Raw genomic sequence first — 13965 nt, 5'->3', positions numbered from 1 at the left:
CTAGTCGAGAATGGGGTCAACGCGCAGCGGGTGAGTTGCTCACAACAGCCCCTTTGGGACCAGGTTCACACGGCGGATGCCATATCTTCGGCCGTCGGCGGTTCCGCCCCACTCCGCGAGACGGTGATCGACGCCGCTTTCGCCGCGAATTCGAGCGCCGAACGCCAGCCATCGGCGTCGAGAGTGGACACGTCGCGCACCCCGTTCGAGTACAGCCATGCCAGCAGCGCGCCTTGCACGGTGTCACCGGCGCCGATCGTGTCGACAACGGCGACACGGCGTGACGGGACCTGAGCGATTTCGCCCGCCCGTGTGATGACGGACAACCCTTGCGCGCCGCGGGTGAGCACCACGGCGTCGACCCCGGCAGAGGTCCAGACCTTTGCGGCGTCGACCGGATCGGCGCCTTCGGCGAGCCATTCCGTGTCGTCGTCGGAGATCTTGAGCAGCCGGACATGCGGCAGCCAGGACTCGAACCTCGCCCGGTACGCCGCCGGATCGGTGATCAGCGCCGCCCGGATGTTCGGGTCGAGGACGGTCAGGACACCCCGGGCGGCTTCGCGGCGCAACATGGTTTCGTACGTGCTCGCACCCGGTTCCAGGACCATGCCGAGCGTGCCGAGCGAGAGCGCCGTCACATTTTCCGGCAGCGCGCCGGGATCGCCGACCAGCCTGTCCGCGGTGCCCTCGGTGTAGAAGGTGTATTGCGCGGAGCCCTTCTCGTCGAGCGCGACGACGGCGAGCGTCGTCGGCTCGTTTCCCCGCTGCAGCAAGGCGGTGTCGACCCCGGAGGCGTGCAGCCGGTCCACCAGCGCGGCACCGAAACGGTCATTGGAGACACGCGAGAAGAAGCCCGTCGGGACACCGAGGCGCCCGGCGGCGAGCGCGACGTTGTACGGACCACCACCCATCCGGGGCAGCAGGGCGCGCAGCCCACCGTCCACAGTGGAATCCAACGGTTCACCAGGAACGAGGTCGACCAGCGCCTCTCCACCCACGACGATCACGGGCGCGATGCTAGCCGAGACGGTGGTAATCCCACCAGAATTGTCATTTCAAGACATTTTCGGGGCGAGGCCTCCGAGTAGGAGTTCCGACAGCGCGGTGAACGCCTCGGCGTCGGTCACCCCGGCGCGCTGGCCGACCACGCCGGTCTGGATTCCCTCGATGATCAACCCCGCCATTTCCGCGATCAGCCGCGCGTGCACCTCGCGGAAAACACCATCGGTGACGCCGCGATCGATGAACGACCGGATCCGCTGGGCCGCGGCGCGGCTGTTGAGCTGATACGCGTCCCGCGCCGGGGCGAATTCGGCGATGTCGGTCATGAAAGCGGCCGAGGCGCGATTCAGGTATTCGGAGATCCCGGCGAGGTACTCCCCGAGGATCTTGCGGGCGTCGTCGATCCCGGCGATCCGCTCCTCCAGCAGCTCGGCGGCCCCCTTGAAGAAGTGGGCGACGACCTTGACCGCGAGCTGCTCCTTGCTGGGGGCGAGCGCGTAGAGGGTCGACTTCGAGCAGTGGAGCCTGGCGGCGAGGTCGTCCAGCGTGAACTGGGAGAACCCCTCGGCGAGGAAGAGGGCTTCGAGCTCCGAAAGCAACGCTCGCTGACGCGCGGTGGGCTGGCGGCGCCGGGTCTTGCTCTCGGTCATCGGATCACTATCCCTTACGCGGACGGTATCCCCTCAGCGCCTTCTACTGTACGCTGAATCAGCCCACAGTACTGTTTTTAGTACAGCTCAGCTCGGAGGAGCCATGCCGGCGGACCGTCTTCTGCCCAGCACCGAGGCCCAGGATCTGATCGACCTGGCCAAGGAGATCGCACGCGAGGAACTCGCTCCGATCGCGAGCAAGTACGAAGAGACCGCGCACTTCCCGCGTGAACAGTTCCGGCTGCTCGGGCAGGCGGGCCTGCTCGGCCTCCCCTACGCGGAACGCTGGGGCGGCGGCGACCTGCCGTACGAGGTCTACCTGCAGGTTCTCGAGGAGATCGCGGCCGCGTGGATGTCCGTCGGCGTCGGGCTCTCCGTGCACACGATGTCCTGCTTCGCGCTGGCGCACGAAGGCACCGACGCGCAGCGCGATCGCTGGCTGCCCGACATGCTGGAGGGTGATCTGCTCGGCGCGTACGCCCTTTCGGAGACCCACGCCGGCTCCGACGCCGCAGCCCTTTCGACCCGCGCGCGGCTCGAAGGCGACCAGTACGTCGTGAACGGCACGAAGGCGTGGATCACCCATGCGGGCGAGGCCGACTTCTACACGACCATGGTGCGCACGAGCGACGACGGCGGACAGGGCATCACCTGCCTGCTCGTCGACGCGTCGACTCCGGGTCTCTCGGCCGCGCCGCCCGAGCGGAAGATGGGCCTCACCGGGTCGACCACCGCGCAGCTGATGTTCGAGGACGCCATCGTCGACTCCGAGCGGCGGATCGGCGAAGAGGGCCAAGGGCTGAAGATCGCGCTGTCGTCGCTCAGCTCCGGACGGCTGGGCATCGCCGCGTGCGCCGTCGGGCTCGCGCAGGCCGCGCTGGACGAGGCCCTCGAGTACGCGAAGGGCCGCACGCAGTTCGGGCGGCCGATCATCGAGTTCCAGGGCCTGGAGTTCCTGCTGGCCGACATGGCCGCGACCGTCGAGACGTCACGCGCGATGTACCTCGACGCGGCCCGCCGCCGCGACCGCGGGCTGCCGTTCCAGCGGCAGGCGTCGATCGCGAAACTCGTCGCGACCGACGGCGCGATGAAGGTGACCACCGACGCGGTGCAGGTCCTCGGCGGCGCCGGCTACACGAAGGACTTCCCGGTGGAGCGGTACATGCGGGAGGCGAAGGTGCCGCAGATCTTCGAGGGCACCAACCAGATCCAGCGCATGGTGATCGCGCGGGAACTGCGGAAATCCTGACCCTTCGTGGTGCTATGATCACCAGTGGTCACCATCTGGCCGTGAGACACTGTGGATGACGTGAGGAGACGCTGTGACAGCCCTTCCCCATTCCACGACCGGGTCGCATGGTGAAGCAGGGTGGGCCATCCCGGAGCACCTGCTGTCCGTCGCGGAGTACGCGGCGCTCGGTGAGCCCGATTCGGGATTCACCGAGCTCGTGGAAGGCCGCCTCGTCATGTCGCCGAGCCCCAAGAGGAGACACAACAAGGCGTTGTACGCCTTGGCGAGGCAACTGGAAGCACAGCTGCCCGAACACCTCGAATTCATCCAGGACATCGACGTCGACCTGGGACTGGTTTCCCCTGGCGAGCCAGGTTTCGCCCGGCGCCCGGATCTGATCATCGCCCTGCGCGAAGCGGGAGAGCGGATCGACGCGGAAGACACGATGTACCACTCGGACGACGTCGTCGTAGTGGTCGAGATCGTGTCGCCGGGCTCGAAGCGCACCGACTACGTGACCAAGCACGGCGAGTACGCCGACGCGGGGATTCCGCATTACTGGATCGTCGATCTCAGCGAGCCCATCTCGCTCGTCGCCTGTCACCAGGCGGGCGAACTGGGGTATCAGGACGCGCCCGCCGCGACGGGCGTCTTCCAGGCCGGCGAGCCGTTCCCTGTCAAACTGGACCTCGACCGGCTGCTTTCCTGACTGCCGCAAGTCCGCGAGACAACGCGCGCCAGGACCGTATGGGAGCGCCTCGTCAGTACCCTCGCGGACCGAACTGCTGCGACGGTGGGCCGAACTGCGGCGGCGGGCCGCCTGGTTGCTGCTGGTGCTGTTGCTGTTGCTGGTGCTGTTGCTGCGGCCACCCCGCCTGCGGCGGATAAGGCTGCTGACCCGGCACGGGCTGCCACTGAGGCCCGGGCTGCCCCGGCGGGTATCCCGGGGCAGCCTGAGCGCCGTGCGGCTGCTGGAATGCCTGCTGCTGCGGGAATCCCTGCTGAGCCGCGACGGCGACGAGGTCACGCGCCTTGCGCCGCTTCCCGCGGATGACCATCGTCGCGCCCAAGCCGGTCAGCGCGACCCCGACCCCGGCCATCCAGACCCCGTGGTTCCGGAACGTCTCCGCACGGGATTCGGCCGCGGCCTTCATCTCGGCGTAGGTGTCCTCGCCGGTGCTGCGGCCGTTCTTCGTGGTCTCGCAGACGTCACCGGGCGACATGATCTTGCCGCCGCATTTGATGAGATCCGGGTTCTCGCGCGAGAACAGCAAGGTGACGACCAAGAACCCGATACCGACGATCAGGACGAAAACCCAGCGCTTCATGTGTTACAAGCCCTCCCCATATGTAACACATGAGAGCACAGGTCACTCACCTCTGACAAGGGCGAAGTCAGCTTTCGCGGTACCGGCGCTCCTCGGTGACGCCGACCCCGGCCTCCTCGTCGAAGTGGTAGACCTCGCGTCCGCGCACGAACACCCGCATGGCGCGGTTCATCACGTCCAGCGGATCACCCGACCAGAGGACCACGTCGGCGTCGAGACCCGGCTTCAGCGAGCCGACCTGGTCGTCGAGGTCCAGCATCGCGGCCGGGTTGACGGTCAGCGCCTTCAGCGCGGTCTCCGGGTCGAGGCCGTCCTTGACCGACAGCGCCGCCTGGTACACCAGGAAGTTGATCGGCACGACCGGGTGGTCCGTGGTGATCGCGATCCGCACGCCCGCCCTGGCGAGGATGCCGGGCGCGCGCAGGGTGCGGTTGCGCAGCTCCACTTTGGACTTGGTGGTGAACAGCGGGCCGAGGATCACCGGCACGTCGCGCTCGGCGAGCAGGTCCGCGATCAGATGCCCTTCGGTGCCGTGGTTGATCACCAGTTTGTAGCCGAACTCGTCCGCCAGCCGGATCGCGGTGACCATGTCGTCGGCGCGGTGGACGTGCTGGTCCCAGTACAGCTCGCCGTCCAGGACCCTGGCCAGGGTCTCCTTGGTCAGGTCGACGTCGAACGGCTTGCCCTCACCGGCGGCGTGGTCGCGCTTGGCGGCGTAGTTGCGCGCGGCGGTGAACGCGTCGCGGATGGTCGACGCGACGCCGAGCCTGGTCGACGGCGTCTGCTTCTTCTCGCCGTAGACCCGCTTCGGGTTCTCGCCGAGCGCGCTCTTCACGCTGACGCTCTCGGCGAAGATCATGTCGAGCACGGTCCGGCCCCAGGTCTTGACGCCGATCGTCTGCCCGCCGATGGGGTTCCCGGAGCCGGGCTTGATCACGACGCTGGTGACGCCGCCTGCCAGCGCGTCGTCGAAACCGGGCTCGTACGGGTCGATCCCGTCGATCGCCCGGAACCGCGCGCCGTTGGGGTCGGTCATCTCGTTGGTGTCGTTGCCCGACCAGCCTTCGCCGTCCTCGTGGACGCCGAGGTGGGCGTGCGCGTCGATGAACCCGGGCAGCACCCAGGTGCCCGCGGCGTCGATCAGTTCGGCGTCTTCGGGGACCTCGACGTCGGCGGCGGTGCCGACAGCGGCGATCTTCCCGTTCTCGATGAGGACCGTGCCGCCGTCGATGGGATCACCGTCGACCGGGACGACGTAACCACCGACGATGGCCTTGACCAGTGCTTTGTTCGACATACTTTGACACGCTAACGAACTGGGCCGCCGGGAACCACACGGGGCTTTTCAAAGTGGACCAGCTCGTAGTCCGCCTCGGGCGTCCGGTGCGTTTCGACGTAGCCGAGCTTCGAGTACATCCGCAGCGGACCGATGCTCCGCTCTCCCGTGAACAGGCGGAACACGGTCACCGACTCCGGCATGGCCGCTTCGGCGGCGAGCAACAACGAGCTGCCGAGCCCGTGGCCCTGCCTGTCCGGGGCCACGATGAGCCTGCCGACGAGACCGGCCTCGCCGTCCACGACGATCCGGACGCTCGCCACCAGCCGTCCGGATTCCCTGGTGCCCCAGGCGAAACACGCGGGATCGCCCAGGGCCTTCTCGGCTTGTTCGAAGGTCTCCAGCAGCGGCGGGAGGTCCAGGTTCCGGTGCGTCCTCGCCTCCGGCACGTAGGCCGCGCGCTGCAGTGTGAGCGTTTCGCCCGCGTCCACGGGGCCCAGCCGGAGCGGCGACGTCATCAGCGGACCCGGATTCCCCAGCTCCCGGTCCACGAGGAGGCGGGCTCCAGGTCGATCAGGTCGGTACCGGTGTTGAGCGCGTCGGCGGGGCAGGTCATCGGCTCGATCGCCACCGCCCGGCCGCGGCCGACCAGGTCGTCCGGCGTGAACACCTGCGCCCAGTGGAAGTCCGGCCCCGCCCAGACCACCAGCTCCTGCTCGCCGTGCGAGAGGACGTGGTGGTGGTTGCCGTCCTCGGCGACGCTCAGGCCGCCGAACGCCGTGTCCAGGTCGACGCCTTCGAGCACCTTGCCGTGCCGGAAGTCGTACTCGGTCCCCTCGACGTCCTGCTCGTCGGCGTACGGCATCTGCTCGTCGCCCAGGTACGGCCGGACGCGGCTCGCGGGCAGCGTCAGGGTCAGCTCGTCGGTGGGCACGTCACCGATGCGGAAGTAGGGGTGAGTGCCGAGCCCGACGCCGATGGGGCTCTCGCCCTCGTTGCGGATCTCGTGCGTCACGACCAGCTCGCGCGGTGAGATCTCGTAGGTGATCGTCGCGCGCAGCGGTACCGGCCAGCCCTCCTGCGCCGGGACGTCGACGGCCAGGGTGATCGACGACTCCGCGTGTTCGAGCAGTTCCCACTCCTCGTGCCGGGTCAGGCCGTGGATCGCGTTGCCGCGAGCCTCCTCGGTGATCGGGAGCTGCTGCTTTTCACCCTGGTGGACCCACTGGCCGCCCTTGGTGCGGTTCGGCCAGGGCAACAGGACCTGCCCGGCACCCTTCGGCGGCTTCTCGTCCTCGGCGAAAGCCTCGACGTACGGCACCCCGCCGACCTCGAACGCGCGCAACCCGGCGCCGATCTCGGTGATGACGGCGCGCGCGTTGCCGCGGGTGATCTCGAACTGCTCTCCGGTGGGATTGGCCATGCTGACGAGGTTACCGGCGGCCGAGGGGGACGCGTCACCGGGAAAAGTGCGGGGAAGCACAGCCGGGAAAGTACTGTGGGAATGCCACGCCCGGACGAAGGAGACCGCCGCGATGACCGTTCCCGGCTACCCCAGCACCGTCGGCCGTGTCCTGGAGCGGAGCGCGCGGCGCGTCCCGGCCCGGGTCGCGCTCACGTTCGCCGATCGCGTGTGGACCTACGCGGAACTCGACCGCGCGGCGGGCCGGGTCGCGGCGAAACTGCTCGACCGCGGTCTCGTCCACGGTGACCGCGTCGCGGCCTTCGGCAAGAACTCCGACGCGTACCTGTTGCTGTACCTCGGTTGCGCGCGGGCCGGGCTGGTGCACGTACCGGTGAACTTCAACGCGCGCGGCGAAGAACTCGAGTACCTGCTCACGCAGTCCGAACCCGCTGTCGCGTTCGTCGATCCCGCGCTGGCCGGGCACGTGACGTCCGCTCATGCGTCCACTTCGGACATTCTCGACTGGGCACTGGACGAAACCGTCGCCCCGCACGAGGAATCCGGTGTCGCGGACGATGACCTCGTCCAGCTGCTCTACACGTCCGGGACGACCTCCCGGCCGAAGGGCGCGATGCTCACCCACCGCGCGCTGGTGCACGAGTACTCGTCCTGCATCGCTGCGCTCGACCTGAGCGACCGCGACGTGCCGCTGCACGCGCTGCCGCTGTACCACTCGGCGCAGATGCACGTGTTCCTCATGCCCGGCCTCGCCGTCGGCGCGACGAACCACCTCGTCGAGGCACCCGATCTCGGCGACGTCCTCGCGCGGATCCCGCGTCAGGGCGTCACTTCCCTGTTCTTCCCGCCGACCGTCTGGGTGGGACTCGCGAACCATCCCGACCTCGGCGACGCGGATCTGAGCGGCCTCACCAAGGCTTACTACGGCGCGTCGATCATGCCCGTCCCGGTGCTGGAAAAGTTGCGGGCGCGACTGCCGGGAGTCGGGTTCTACAACTGCTTCGGCCAGTCGGAGATCGGTCCACTCGCGACGGTGCTGCGTCCCGAAGAGCACGACGAGCGGCCGGATTCCGTCGGCCGCCCGATCCTGTTCGTCGAGACGCGCGTGGTGGACGCGGAGATGAACGACCTCCCGCCGGGCGAACTCGGCGAGGTCGTGTACCGCTCTCCGCAGCTGTGCACCGGCTACTGGGGCAAGCCCGAAGAATCCGTGGAAGCGTTCGCGGGCGGCTGGTTCCATTCCGGCGATCTGGTGCGCCAGGACGAAGAGGGCTACCTGTTCGTCGTCGACAGGATCAAGGACGTCGTCAACACCGGCGGCGTGCTCGTCGCGTCGCGCGAGGTGGAGGACGCGCTGTACGCGCATCCCGCCGTCGCCGAGGCCGCTGTCGTCGGCCTGCCGCACGAACGCTGGATCGAGGCGATCGCCGCGGTGGTCGTGGTGAAGGAATCCGTCGGCGAAGCGGAACTGATCGAGTTCGCCAAGAAGTCGCTGGCGGCGCACAAGGTGCCGAAGTCGGTGCATTTCGTCGACGAGTTGCCGAAGAACGCGTCCGGGAAACTGCTGAAACGCGAGTTGCGGCAGCGGTTCGGCGGGTCAGCGTCCGCGATCGGCGTCTAGCGACTCGGCGTACGCGGCGAACTCACGAGCCGCTTCGAGACTGCCCGGACGCGGCGGATCCTCCGGATCCCAGCCGAGTTCGCGGTCTCGCAACACCTGCGTGAGCAGCTGCCGCCACCGCGGGTCGAGGTTTTCGCGAGCCCATTCGAGCGCGCCGCGCTTCGACTCGACCTCGGCCGTGCGCAGGGTGTAGAGCACGCGGCAATAAGTCGACACGATGTAGCGCTGGGTCCAGGCGAGCTCGAAGGGCGCCCACGTCCGGACGCCGTCGATGAGCCCGTGCAACTCCTCACGCATCGCCGCGCGCAGCGCCTCCGGTGCCGGGTCGTCGACCAGGCTCGCGATCGGCGGGCCGTCGAGCACGATGCCGCGATGGCGCAGGATCCAGCGGGTGTGGAGGCTGTTGCAGTGGGTGTCCCAGATCAGGACGCGATGGCCGTGATCGCAGTACAGCCACGGTGTGCCGAGCCCTTGGCCGCTTTTCAAGGACCCCACGTCCGCGTACGAGCCCTCGATTTCCTTGCACCAGAAACCTTCGCGCGTGGGAAGTTCGCCGTGGAGCACGCGGAGTTCGGCTTCGGCCTTGCCGCTCGGCGGCTCGGTGGTCGCGATGACGAAGTCGCAATCGCTGTGGAGGTCGCCGGCGCCGAGGGCGAAGGAGCCCTGAACGTACGCGCCGACGTAGGTGTCGCCGAGGATCTCGCGGGCTGAGGCGACGAGGCCGGTGAGGACTTCGTCGAGTTCCACGTAAGGCGTGTACACGATGGCTTTCTTGAGAGCAGGTTGACGGCATCCGGGAAGTCGACTGTGTGGATTTTAGTGCGCTGGATGACCAAATTCCACACAGTCCCGCGTGACCGGTCCGATCGTGACGGGGTGTGTGGAAATAGGGACACTCAACGTCCCTATTTCCACACACCCCCTACCTTTGCCGCTCCCGAGCGCACCTCGCCCAAACGAGTGAGAAGTTGTTGCGCCGCAAGGACAGATCGCTCATCCCCGGCATCGAGAAGATCCGCCGCGACAGCCGCTGCAACCGCATGGCCGTCCGATCCCGGCGGACGCAGCACACCGTGCAAAGCCGGAATCCGGATCACCACGTTGGGCGCCGCGCTGTCCAGCCGAAGGCGCCGTGACCGCGCGAGCTCGTCGAACCGGGCGGCGTCGACATAGAACTCCTCGTCCGCACCGCCCGCCATCAGGTCGGCACCGTAGTGCCCGGCCGCGACAGGACCACTGACGACGGCATGAGGGTCTTCCCGTAGTCGCGCCAGCGGCCCGGGCAGCATCCGTACGCGGTGCACGCGCGCGCGGCCGGAGAGCGAGCGCGGCCAGTGAGCGAGCTCGCGTTCCCGTGCGTAGCGCTTGAGCCGGACCCGTTCCGACGGCGATATCCACTGCGGCCGATGGCCACTCAGCGACCACAGGAATCCCCAGGCCATCCGCCCGGAAAGCGGCCTGCCGGCCACGGGTTTCACCACGCTCTTCCGATGCTCGACCGACCGCGCGTCGACCAGCAGTTCGCGACCGATCCGGATCGCGTCCAGCTTGCCGCCGTGCACGAGTTCACGGACGCGCTCTCGCGAAATGTCCAGAACCTGCGCAGCCCGTGCGACCGGGAGCAGATCGGCCGAGTCGACCATGTCCACTCCCTTCGCCCGTCGATCGGGTCACCACTCAGTTTACACAAACCTCCCTTGTTCAGGGGTATTTGCGTAAATCCACTTACTAGACCGGTCGTCATACTTTGGCTACAGTCGGCCGCATGGTCCGCCGCACCGACACCCGGCAGCGCATGCTCGATTCCGCCGCCGAGCTCTTCCACCAGCAGGGTTACCACGCCACCGGCCTCAACCAGCTCGTCGCCGCCGTCGGCGCGCCCAAGGGGTCGCTCTACTTCCACTTCCCCGGCGGCAAGGAGCAGCTGGCCGCCGAGGCCATCCGCCAGTCCGCCGAGCGCCTCTGCGACATGTTGCGCGCGATCGTCGCGAACTCACCCGACGTCATCACCGGCGTCGAGAACGTCGTCGAGGCGCTGGCGACCTCGTTGGAGGAGTCCGACTTCCAGCGCGGGTGTCCACTCGCGACGGTCGCGCTCGACGCGTCGGGCGACAGCGAGGCGATCCGCCAGGCCTGCGCCGACGGCTACACCTCCTGGCACACCCTCATCTCCGAAGCGCTGAACACGCTTGACGCCGACAAGGCGGACCACCTGGCGACAGTCGTCCTCGCCGCCGTCGAGGGCGGGTTGCTGCTGGCCAAGACGTTGCACGACACCGCGCCGCTGCGCGCGATCGCCCCTCACCTCCGCACCACACTCGAACGGGAGCTGTCCTGATGCGCGTCCACCACCTCAACTGCGGGACCATGCGGCCGGTCGGCGGCAAACTCGTCGACGGCAAGCCGGGGCTGTTCCGCCGCGCGGAACTGATCTGCCATTGCCTTCTGCTCGAGACCGAAACCGGCCTCGTGCTCATCGAGACCGGCGTCGGCACTCCGACCGTCACCCGGCCCGTCGAATGGCTCGGCGCCGGGTTCGTCCGGCTGGTCCACCCCGACAGCGACGACGACCTCAGCGCCACCACGCAGATCCGAAAGCTCGGCTTCGACCCCGCCGACGTGCGCGACATCGTGCTGACCCACCTCGACCTCGATCACGCGGGCGGGCTCGTCGACTTCCCGCGGGCGCGGGTCCACGTCCATGCCCGGGAGCTCCAGGCGCTGGAGAAGCCGGTCGACCGCAAGGAGGCGAGCCGCTACCGGAAGGTCCAGTTCGACCACGGCCCGATCTGGCGGTCGTACCGCGCCGACGGCGAGCCGTGGTTCGGTTTCGACGCCGTCCGCGAGCTCGAAGGGGTCCCGGACGTCCTGATCATCCCTCTCGCCGGGCACACCCGCGGGCACGCCGGGATCGCGATCGACATCGGGGACGGCTGGCTCCTCAACGCGGGCGACGCCGTCTTCCACGGCGGCGAGCTGGAGCGAAAGCCTCACATCCCCTTCGCGCTGGGCTTCTTCGAGTCGTACATGCAGACGGAGAAAACGGCACGACTGGACAACCAGCGCCGGCTGCGCGAACTTGTCAGTAACAACGGTGACGAGGTGACGGTCTTCGCCGCGCACGACGCCACCGCATTCGCACGGCTCAGCCAGAGGAGCAGGCTATGAAGGTCCACCACCTGAACTGCGGCACGATGCGCCCGGCGGGAGGCAAGTTCCTCGATGGCCAGCCCGGCCTGCTGCGCCGCGCCGAACTGGTGGCGCACTGCCTGCTCATCGAGACCGGCGACGGGCTCGTGCTGGTGGACACGGGCTTCGGCCGTCAGGGGGTGGCCCGGCCGGGTGCCTGGCTCGGCACGCCGTTCACGGTGATGGTCGGCGCGAAGCCGGTCGAGACGGAGACGGCGGCCCATCACGTCGAAGCGCTCGGTCACAAGCTGGAGGACGTGCGGCACATCGTCTGCACGCATCTCGACGTCGACCACGCGGGCGGGCTCGCGGACTTCCCGAACGCGGTCGTGCACGTCCGCACCGCGGAGCACGACGCGGCGACGTCACCGTCCAGCCAGAGCGAGAAGCTCCGGTTCCGCGCCAACCAGTTCGCCCACCGTCCACTGTGGAGCAAGTACGACGAGGCCGGGGACGAATGGTTCGGTTTCCAGGCCGTCCGCGAACTCAAGGGCCTGCCGCCGGAGATCCTGCTGGTACCGCTCGCGGGGCACACCAAGGGTCACACCGGGGTGGCGGTCGACACCGGCGACGGCTGGCTGCTGCACGCGGGCGACGCGTACTTCTTCCACGGTCAGATGGATCCGGTGAAGCCGCACTGCACGCCGGGGATGACCGTCTTCCAGAACATGGTGCAGACCCTGCGCAAGCCGCGGTTGGAGAACGTCGAGCGGCTGCGCGAGCTGAGCCGAGAACACGCCGACGAGATCACCGTGTTCTCGGCCCACAGCCCGGTCGAATACCAGTCGCTCAGCCGCGGTTGACGAGGTCAGCCGACCGGCGGCTCGATGGGCTGCCGGTCCTCCTCGCTGTGCGTCGCCCGCATGACCAGCCAGTTGATCCCCCACAGCACGATGCCGACGCCGAGCAGGATCGCGGCGACCTTGTAGTCACGGGCGGGCCGCCCGGACAACGGGGTCACCAGGTAGAGACAGAAGATCGCGGCCAGCACCGGGATGACGGTCGGCGCGCGGAAATGCTTGTGCGCCGACTTCTCCTTGCGCAGCACCAGGACCGCGACGTTGACGATGGCGAACACCGCCAGCAGCAGCAACGCCGTCGTTCCGCCGAGCACGCTGATGTCCACGAAGGACACCAGGCCGATGGCGATGACGCTGGTGAACACGATCGCCACCCACGGGCTGCGGCGGAACGGGTGCACCGTGCCCAGCTGCTTCGGGATGATCCGCTGGTTCGCCATGCCGTAGAGCAGGCGGCTGGCCATCAGCATGTTGATCAGCGCCGAGTTGATGACCGCGAAGAGACCGATCGCGGAGAAGACCTCGCGCGGGAATCCCGGCGCACCGACGTCGAGCACCTTCAACAGCGCGCTGCTCTTGGCGGCCTCCAGCTCGTCGGCGGGCACCAGCAGCGAAGAGGTCACGGAGACCAGGATGTAGATGGTCGCGGCGATGACCATGCCCCACAGCATCGCCTTCGGGAAGATCCGGATCGGGTCCTTGCACTCCTCGGCCATGTTCACCGAGTCCTCGAAGCCGACCATCGCGAAGAACGCCAGCGACGTCGCCGAGGTGATCGCCACCAGCATCGTCTGGTTCTCGGTGTCGAACTCGACCAGCCGTGAGGCGTCCCCGTTGCCGTTCAGCACCGCCCACACGCCGACGCCGATGATGATCAGCAGACCGCCGATCTCGATGCAGGTCAGCACCACGTTGGTCTTCACCGATTCGGAGACCCCGCGGAAGTTGATCAGCGCGAGCCCGATCACGAACAGGATCGCCACCAGCGGCATCGGCGCGGTGATGAACTCGGCGAGATAGGTGTCACCGAAGGCCTTCGCCGCGGACGAAGCCGACGTGATCCCCGAGCACATCACCGCGAACGCCACCATGAAGGTGAGGAAGCGGATCTTGAACGCCTTGTGCGTGTAGAGCGCCGCACCCGCCGCCTGCGGGTACTTGCCGACCAGTTCCAGGTAGCTGAACGCGGTCATGATCGCGACCACGAACGCGATCAGGAACGGCAGCCACAGCGCGCCGCCGACCCGGCCCGCGACCTGTCCGGTGAGCGCGTAGACGCCCGTCCCGATGATGTCCCCCACCACGAAGAACAGCAGGAGCTTGGAACCCATGACCCGTTTGAGGCTCGGCTGACCGGTCGGCCCGGTCTGTTCTGTTGTCGTCGTGTCCGCCATGCGGCAAGAGTGTGCCGTATCACGTCTGTGGCCGACAGTCCGGTTTGGTCA

Annotated in this window: 15 protein-coding genes; 6 read left to right on the top strand and 9 right to left on the bottom strand. The window is 68.0% G+C overall.

Going from position 1 to position 13965, the window contains the following annotated elements; genetic code table 11:
• Positions 1–65: 65 nt before the first annotated feature.
• Together ACLJRM_RS36710 and ACLJRM_RS36705 are read right to left on the bottom strand one after the other, a co-directional pair.
• On the bottom strand, positions 66–1007 hold the full coding sequence (locus tag ACLJRM_RS36710; protein ID WP_101610796.1) for a carbohydrate kinase family protein: 942 nt from the start codon (positions 1005–1007) through the stop codon (positions 66–68).
• Positions 1008–1055: 48 nt separating this feature from the next.
• Positions 1056–1652 (bottom strand): TetR/AcrR family transcriptional regulator, encoded by a 597-nt coding sequence (locus ACLJRM_RS36705; protein WP_101610797.1) that lies wholly within the window; start codon positions 1650–1652, stop codon positions 1056–1058.
• A gap of 103 nt (positions 1653–1755) precedes the next feature.
• Between ACLJRM_RS36705 and ACLJRM_RS36700 the strand changes: the two genes are divergently transcribed.
• The gene (locus ACLJRM_RS36700) at positions 1756–2901 is read left to right on the top strand and encodes an acyl-CoA dehydrogenase family protein (protein WP_101610798.1); all 1146 of its coding nucleotides are present in this window, start codon (positions 1756–1758) and stop codon (positions 2899–2901) included.
• Between the two features lie 73 nt (positions 2902–2974).
• The gene (locus tag ACLJRM_RS36695) at positions 2975–3592 is read left to right on the top strand and encodes a Uma2 family endonuclease (RefSeq protein WP_410665685.1); all 618 of its coding nucleotides are present in this window, start codon (positions 2975–2977) and stop codon (positions 3590–3592) included.
• Between the two features lie 52 nt (positions 3593–3644).
• On the opposite strand, the gene ACLJRM_RS36690 is transcribed toward ACLJRM_RS36695, so the two are convergent.
• The 4 genes from ACLJRM_RS36690 to ACLJRM_RS36675 all read right to left on the bottom strand — a co-directional run bounded on the left by ACLJRM_RS36690 (position 3645) and on the right by ACLJRM_RS36675 (position 6910).
• Positions 3645–4211 carry a hypothetical protein gene (locus ACLJRM_RS36690; RefSeq protein ID WP_410665684.1) on the bottom strand — a complete coding sequence of 189 codons (567 nt, stop codon included), beginning with the start codon at positions 4209–4211 and terminating at the stop codon, positions 3645–3647.
• A gap of 67 nt (positions 4212–4278) precedes the next feature.
• On the bottom strand, positions 4279–5508 hold the full coding sequence (locus ACLJRM_RS36685) for an amidohydrolase (RefSeq protein WP_174720466.1): 1230 nt from the start codon (positions 5506–5508) through the stop codon (positions 4279–4281).
• Between the two features lie 11 nt (positions 5509–5519).
• Complete coding sequence (locus ACLJRM_RS36680) at positions 5520–6005, bottom strand: GNAT family N-acetyltransferase (RefSeq protein ID WP_410665683.1); 486 nt, start codon at positions 6003–6005, stop codon at positions 5520–5522.
• On the bottom strand, positions 6005–6910 hold the full coding sequence (locus tag ACLJRM_RS36675) for an aldose 1-epimerase family protein (RefSeq protein WP_410600241.1): 906 nt from the start codon (positions 6908–6910) through the stop codon (positions 6005–6007). Before ACLJRM_RS36675 ends, ACLJRM_RS36680 begins: the two co-directional genes overlap by 1 nt.
• 112 nt (positions 6911–7022) lie before the next feature.
• Between ACLJRM_RS36675 and ACLJRM_RS36670 the strand changes: the two genes are divergently transcribed.
• Positions 7023–8531: a fatty acyl-CoA synthetase gene (locus tag ACLJRM_RS36670; protein WP_410665682.1), complete on the top strand. Its 1509-nt coding sequence runs from the start codon at positions 7023–7025 to the stop codon at positions 8529–8531.
• On the opposite strand, the gene ACLJRM_RS36665 is transcribed toward ACLJRM_RS36670, so the two are convergent.
• Both ACLJRM_RS36665 and ACLJRM_RS36660 read right to left on the bottom strand, forming a co-directional pair.
• Positions 8508–9293, bottom strand: a complete 786-nt coding sequence (locus tag ACLJRM_RS36665; protein WP_410665681.1) for an aminoglycoside adenylyltransferase domain-containing protein — start codon at positions 9291–9293, stop codon at positions 8508–8510. The two genes, ACLJRM_RS36670 and ACLJRM_RS36665, sit on opposite strands and share 24 nt — an antisense overlap.
• Positions 9294–9436: 143 nt before the next feature.
• Entirely contained in the window at positions 9437–10174 is a 738-nt protein-coding gene (locus ACLJRM_RS36660) for a helix-turn-helix domain-containing protein (RefSeq protein WP_410665680.1), read from the bottom strand.
• A 122-nt stretch (positions 10175–10296) separates the two neighbouring features.
• Here ACLJRM_RS36660 and ACLJRM_RS36655 point away from each other — a divergent pair, with 122 nt between their 5' ends.
• Genes ACLJRM_RS36655 through ACLJRM_RS36645 form a run of 3 tightly spaced genes read left to right on the top strand, consistent with a single transcriptional unit; the run spans position 10297 to position 12523 of the window.
• On the top strand, positions 10297–10869 hold the full coding sequence (locus tag ACLJRM_RS36655) for a TetR/AcrR family transcriptional regulator (protein WP_410665679.1): 573 nt from the start codon (positions 10297–10299) through the stop codon (positions 10867–10869).
• Entirely contained in the window at positions 10869–11699 is an 831-nt protein-coding gene (locus ACLJRM_RS36650; protein ID WP_410665678.1) for an MBL fold metallo-hydrolase, read from the top strand. The genes ACLJRM_RS36655 and ACLJRM_RS36650 overlap by 1 nt, the downstream gene beginning before the upstream one ends.
• Positions 11696–12523 (top strand): MBL fold metallo-hydrolase, encoded by an 828-nt coding sequence (locus ACLJRM_RS36645; protein ID WP_101610808.1) that lies wholly within the window; start codon positions 11696–11698, stop codon positions 12521–12523. Before ACLJRM_RS36650 ends, ACLJRM_RS36645 begins: the two co-directional genes overlap by 4 nt.
• Positions 12524–12528: 5 nt before the next feature.
• On the opposite strand, the gene ACLJRM_RS36640 is transcribed toward ACLJRM_RS36645, so the two are convergent.
• Positions 12529–13914 (bottom strand): APC family permease, encoded by a 1386-nt coding sequence (locus ACLJRM_RS36640; RefSeq protein WP_101610809.1) that lies wholly within the window; start codon positions 13912–13914, stop codon positions 12529–12531.
• Between the last annotated feature and the right edge of the window lie 51 nt (positions 13915–13965).

Origin of the sequence: Amycolatopsis sp. lyj-84, assembly GCF_046549075.1 — a bacterium.
Taxonomy (GTDB): Bacteria; Actinomycetota; Actinomycetes; order Mycobacteriales; family Pseudonocardiaceae; genus Amycolatopsis.
Note: the sequence above shows the minus strand (reverse complement) of the source record. Positions and strands in the feature narration are given on the sequence as shown.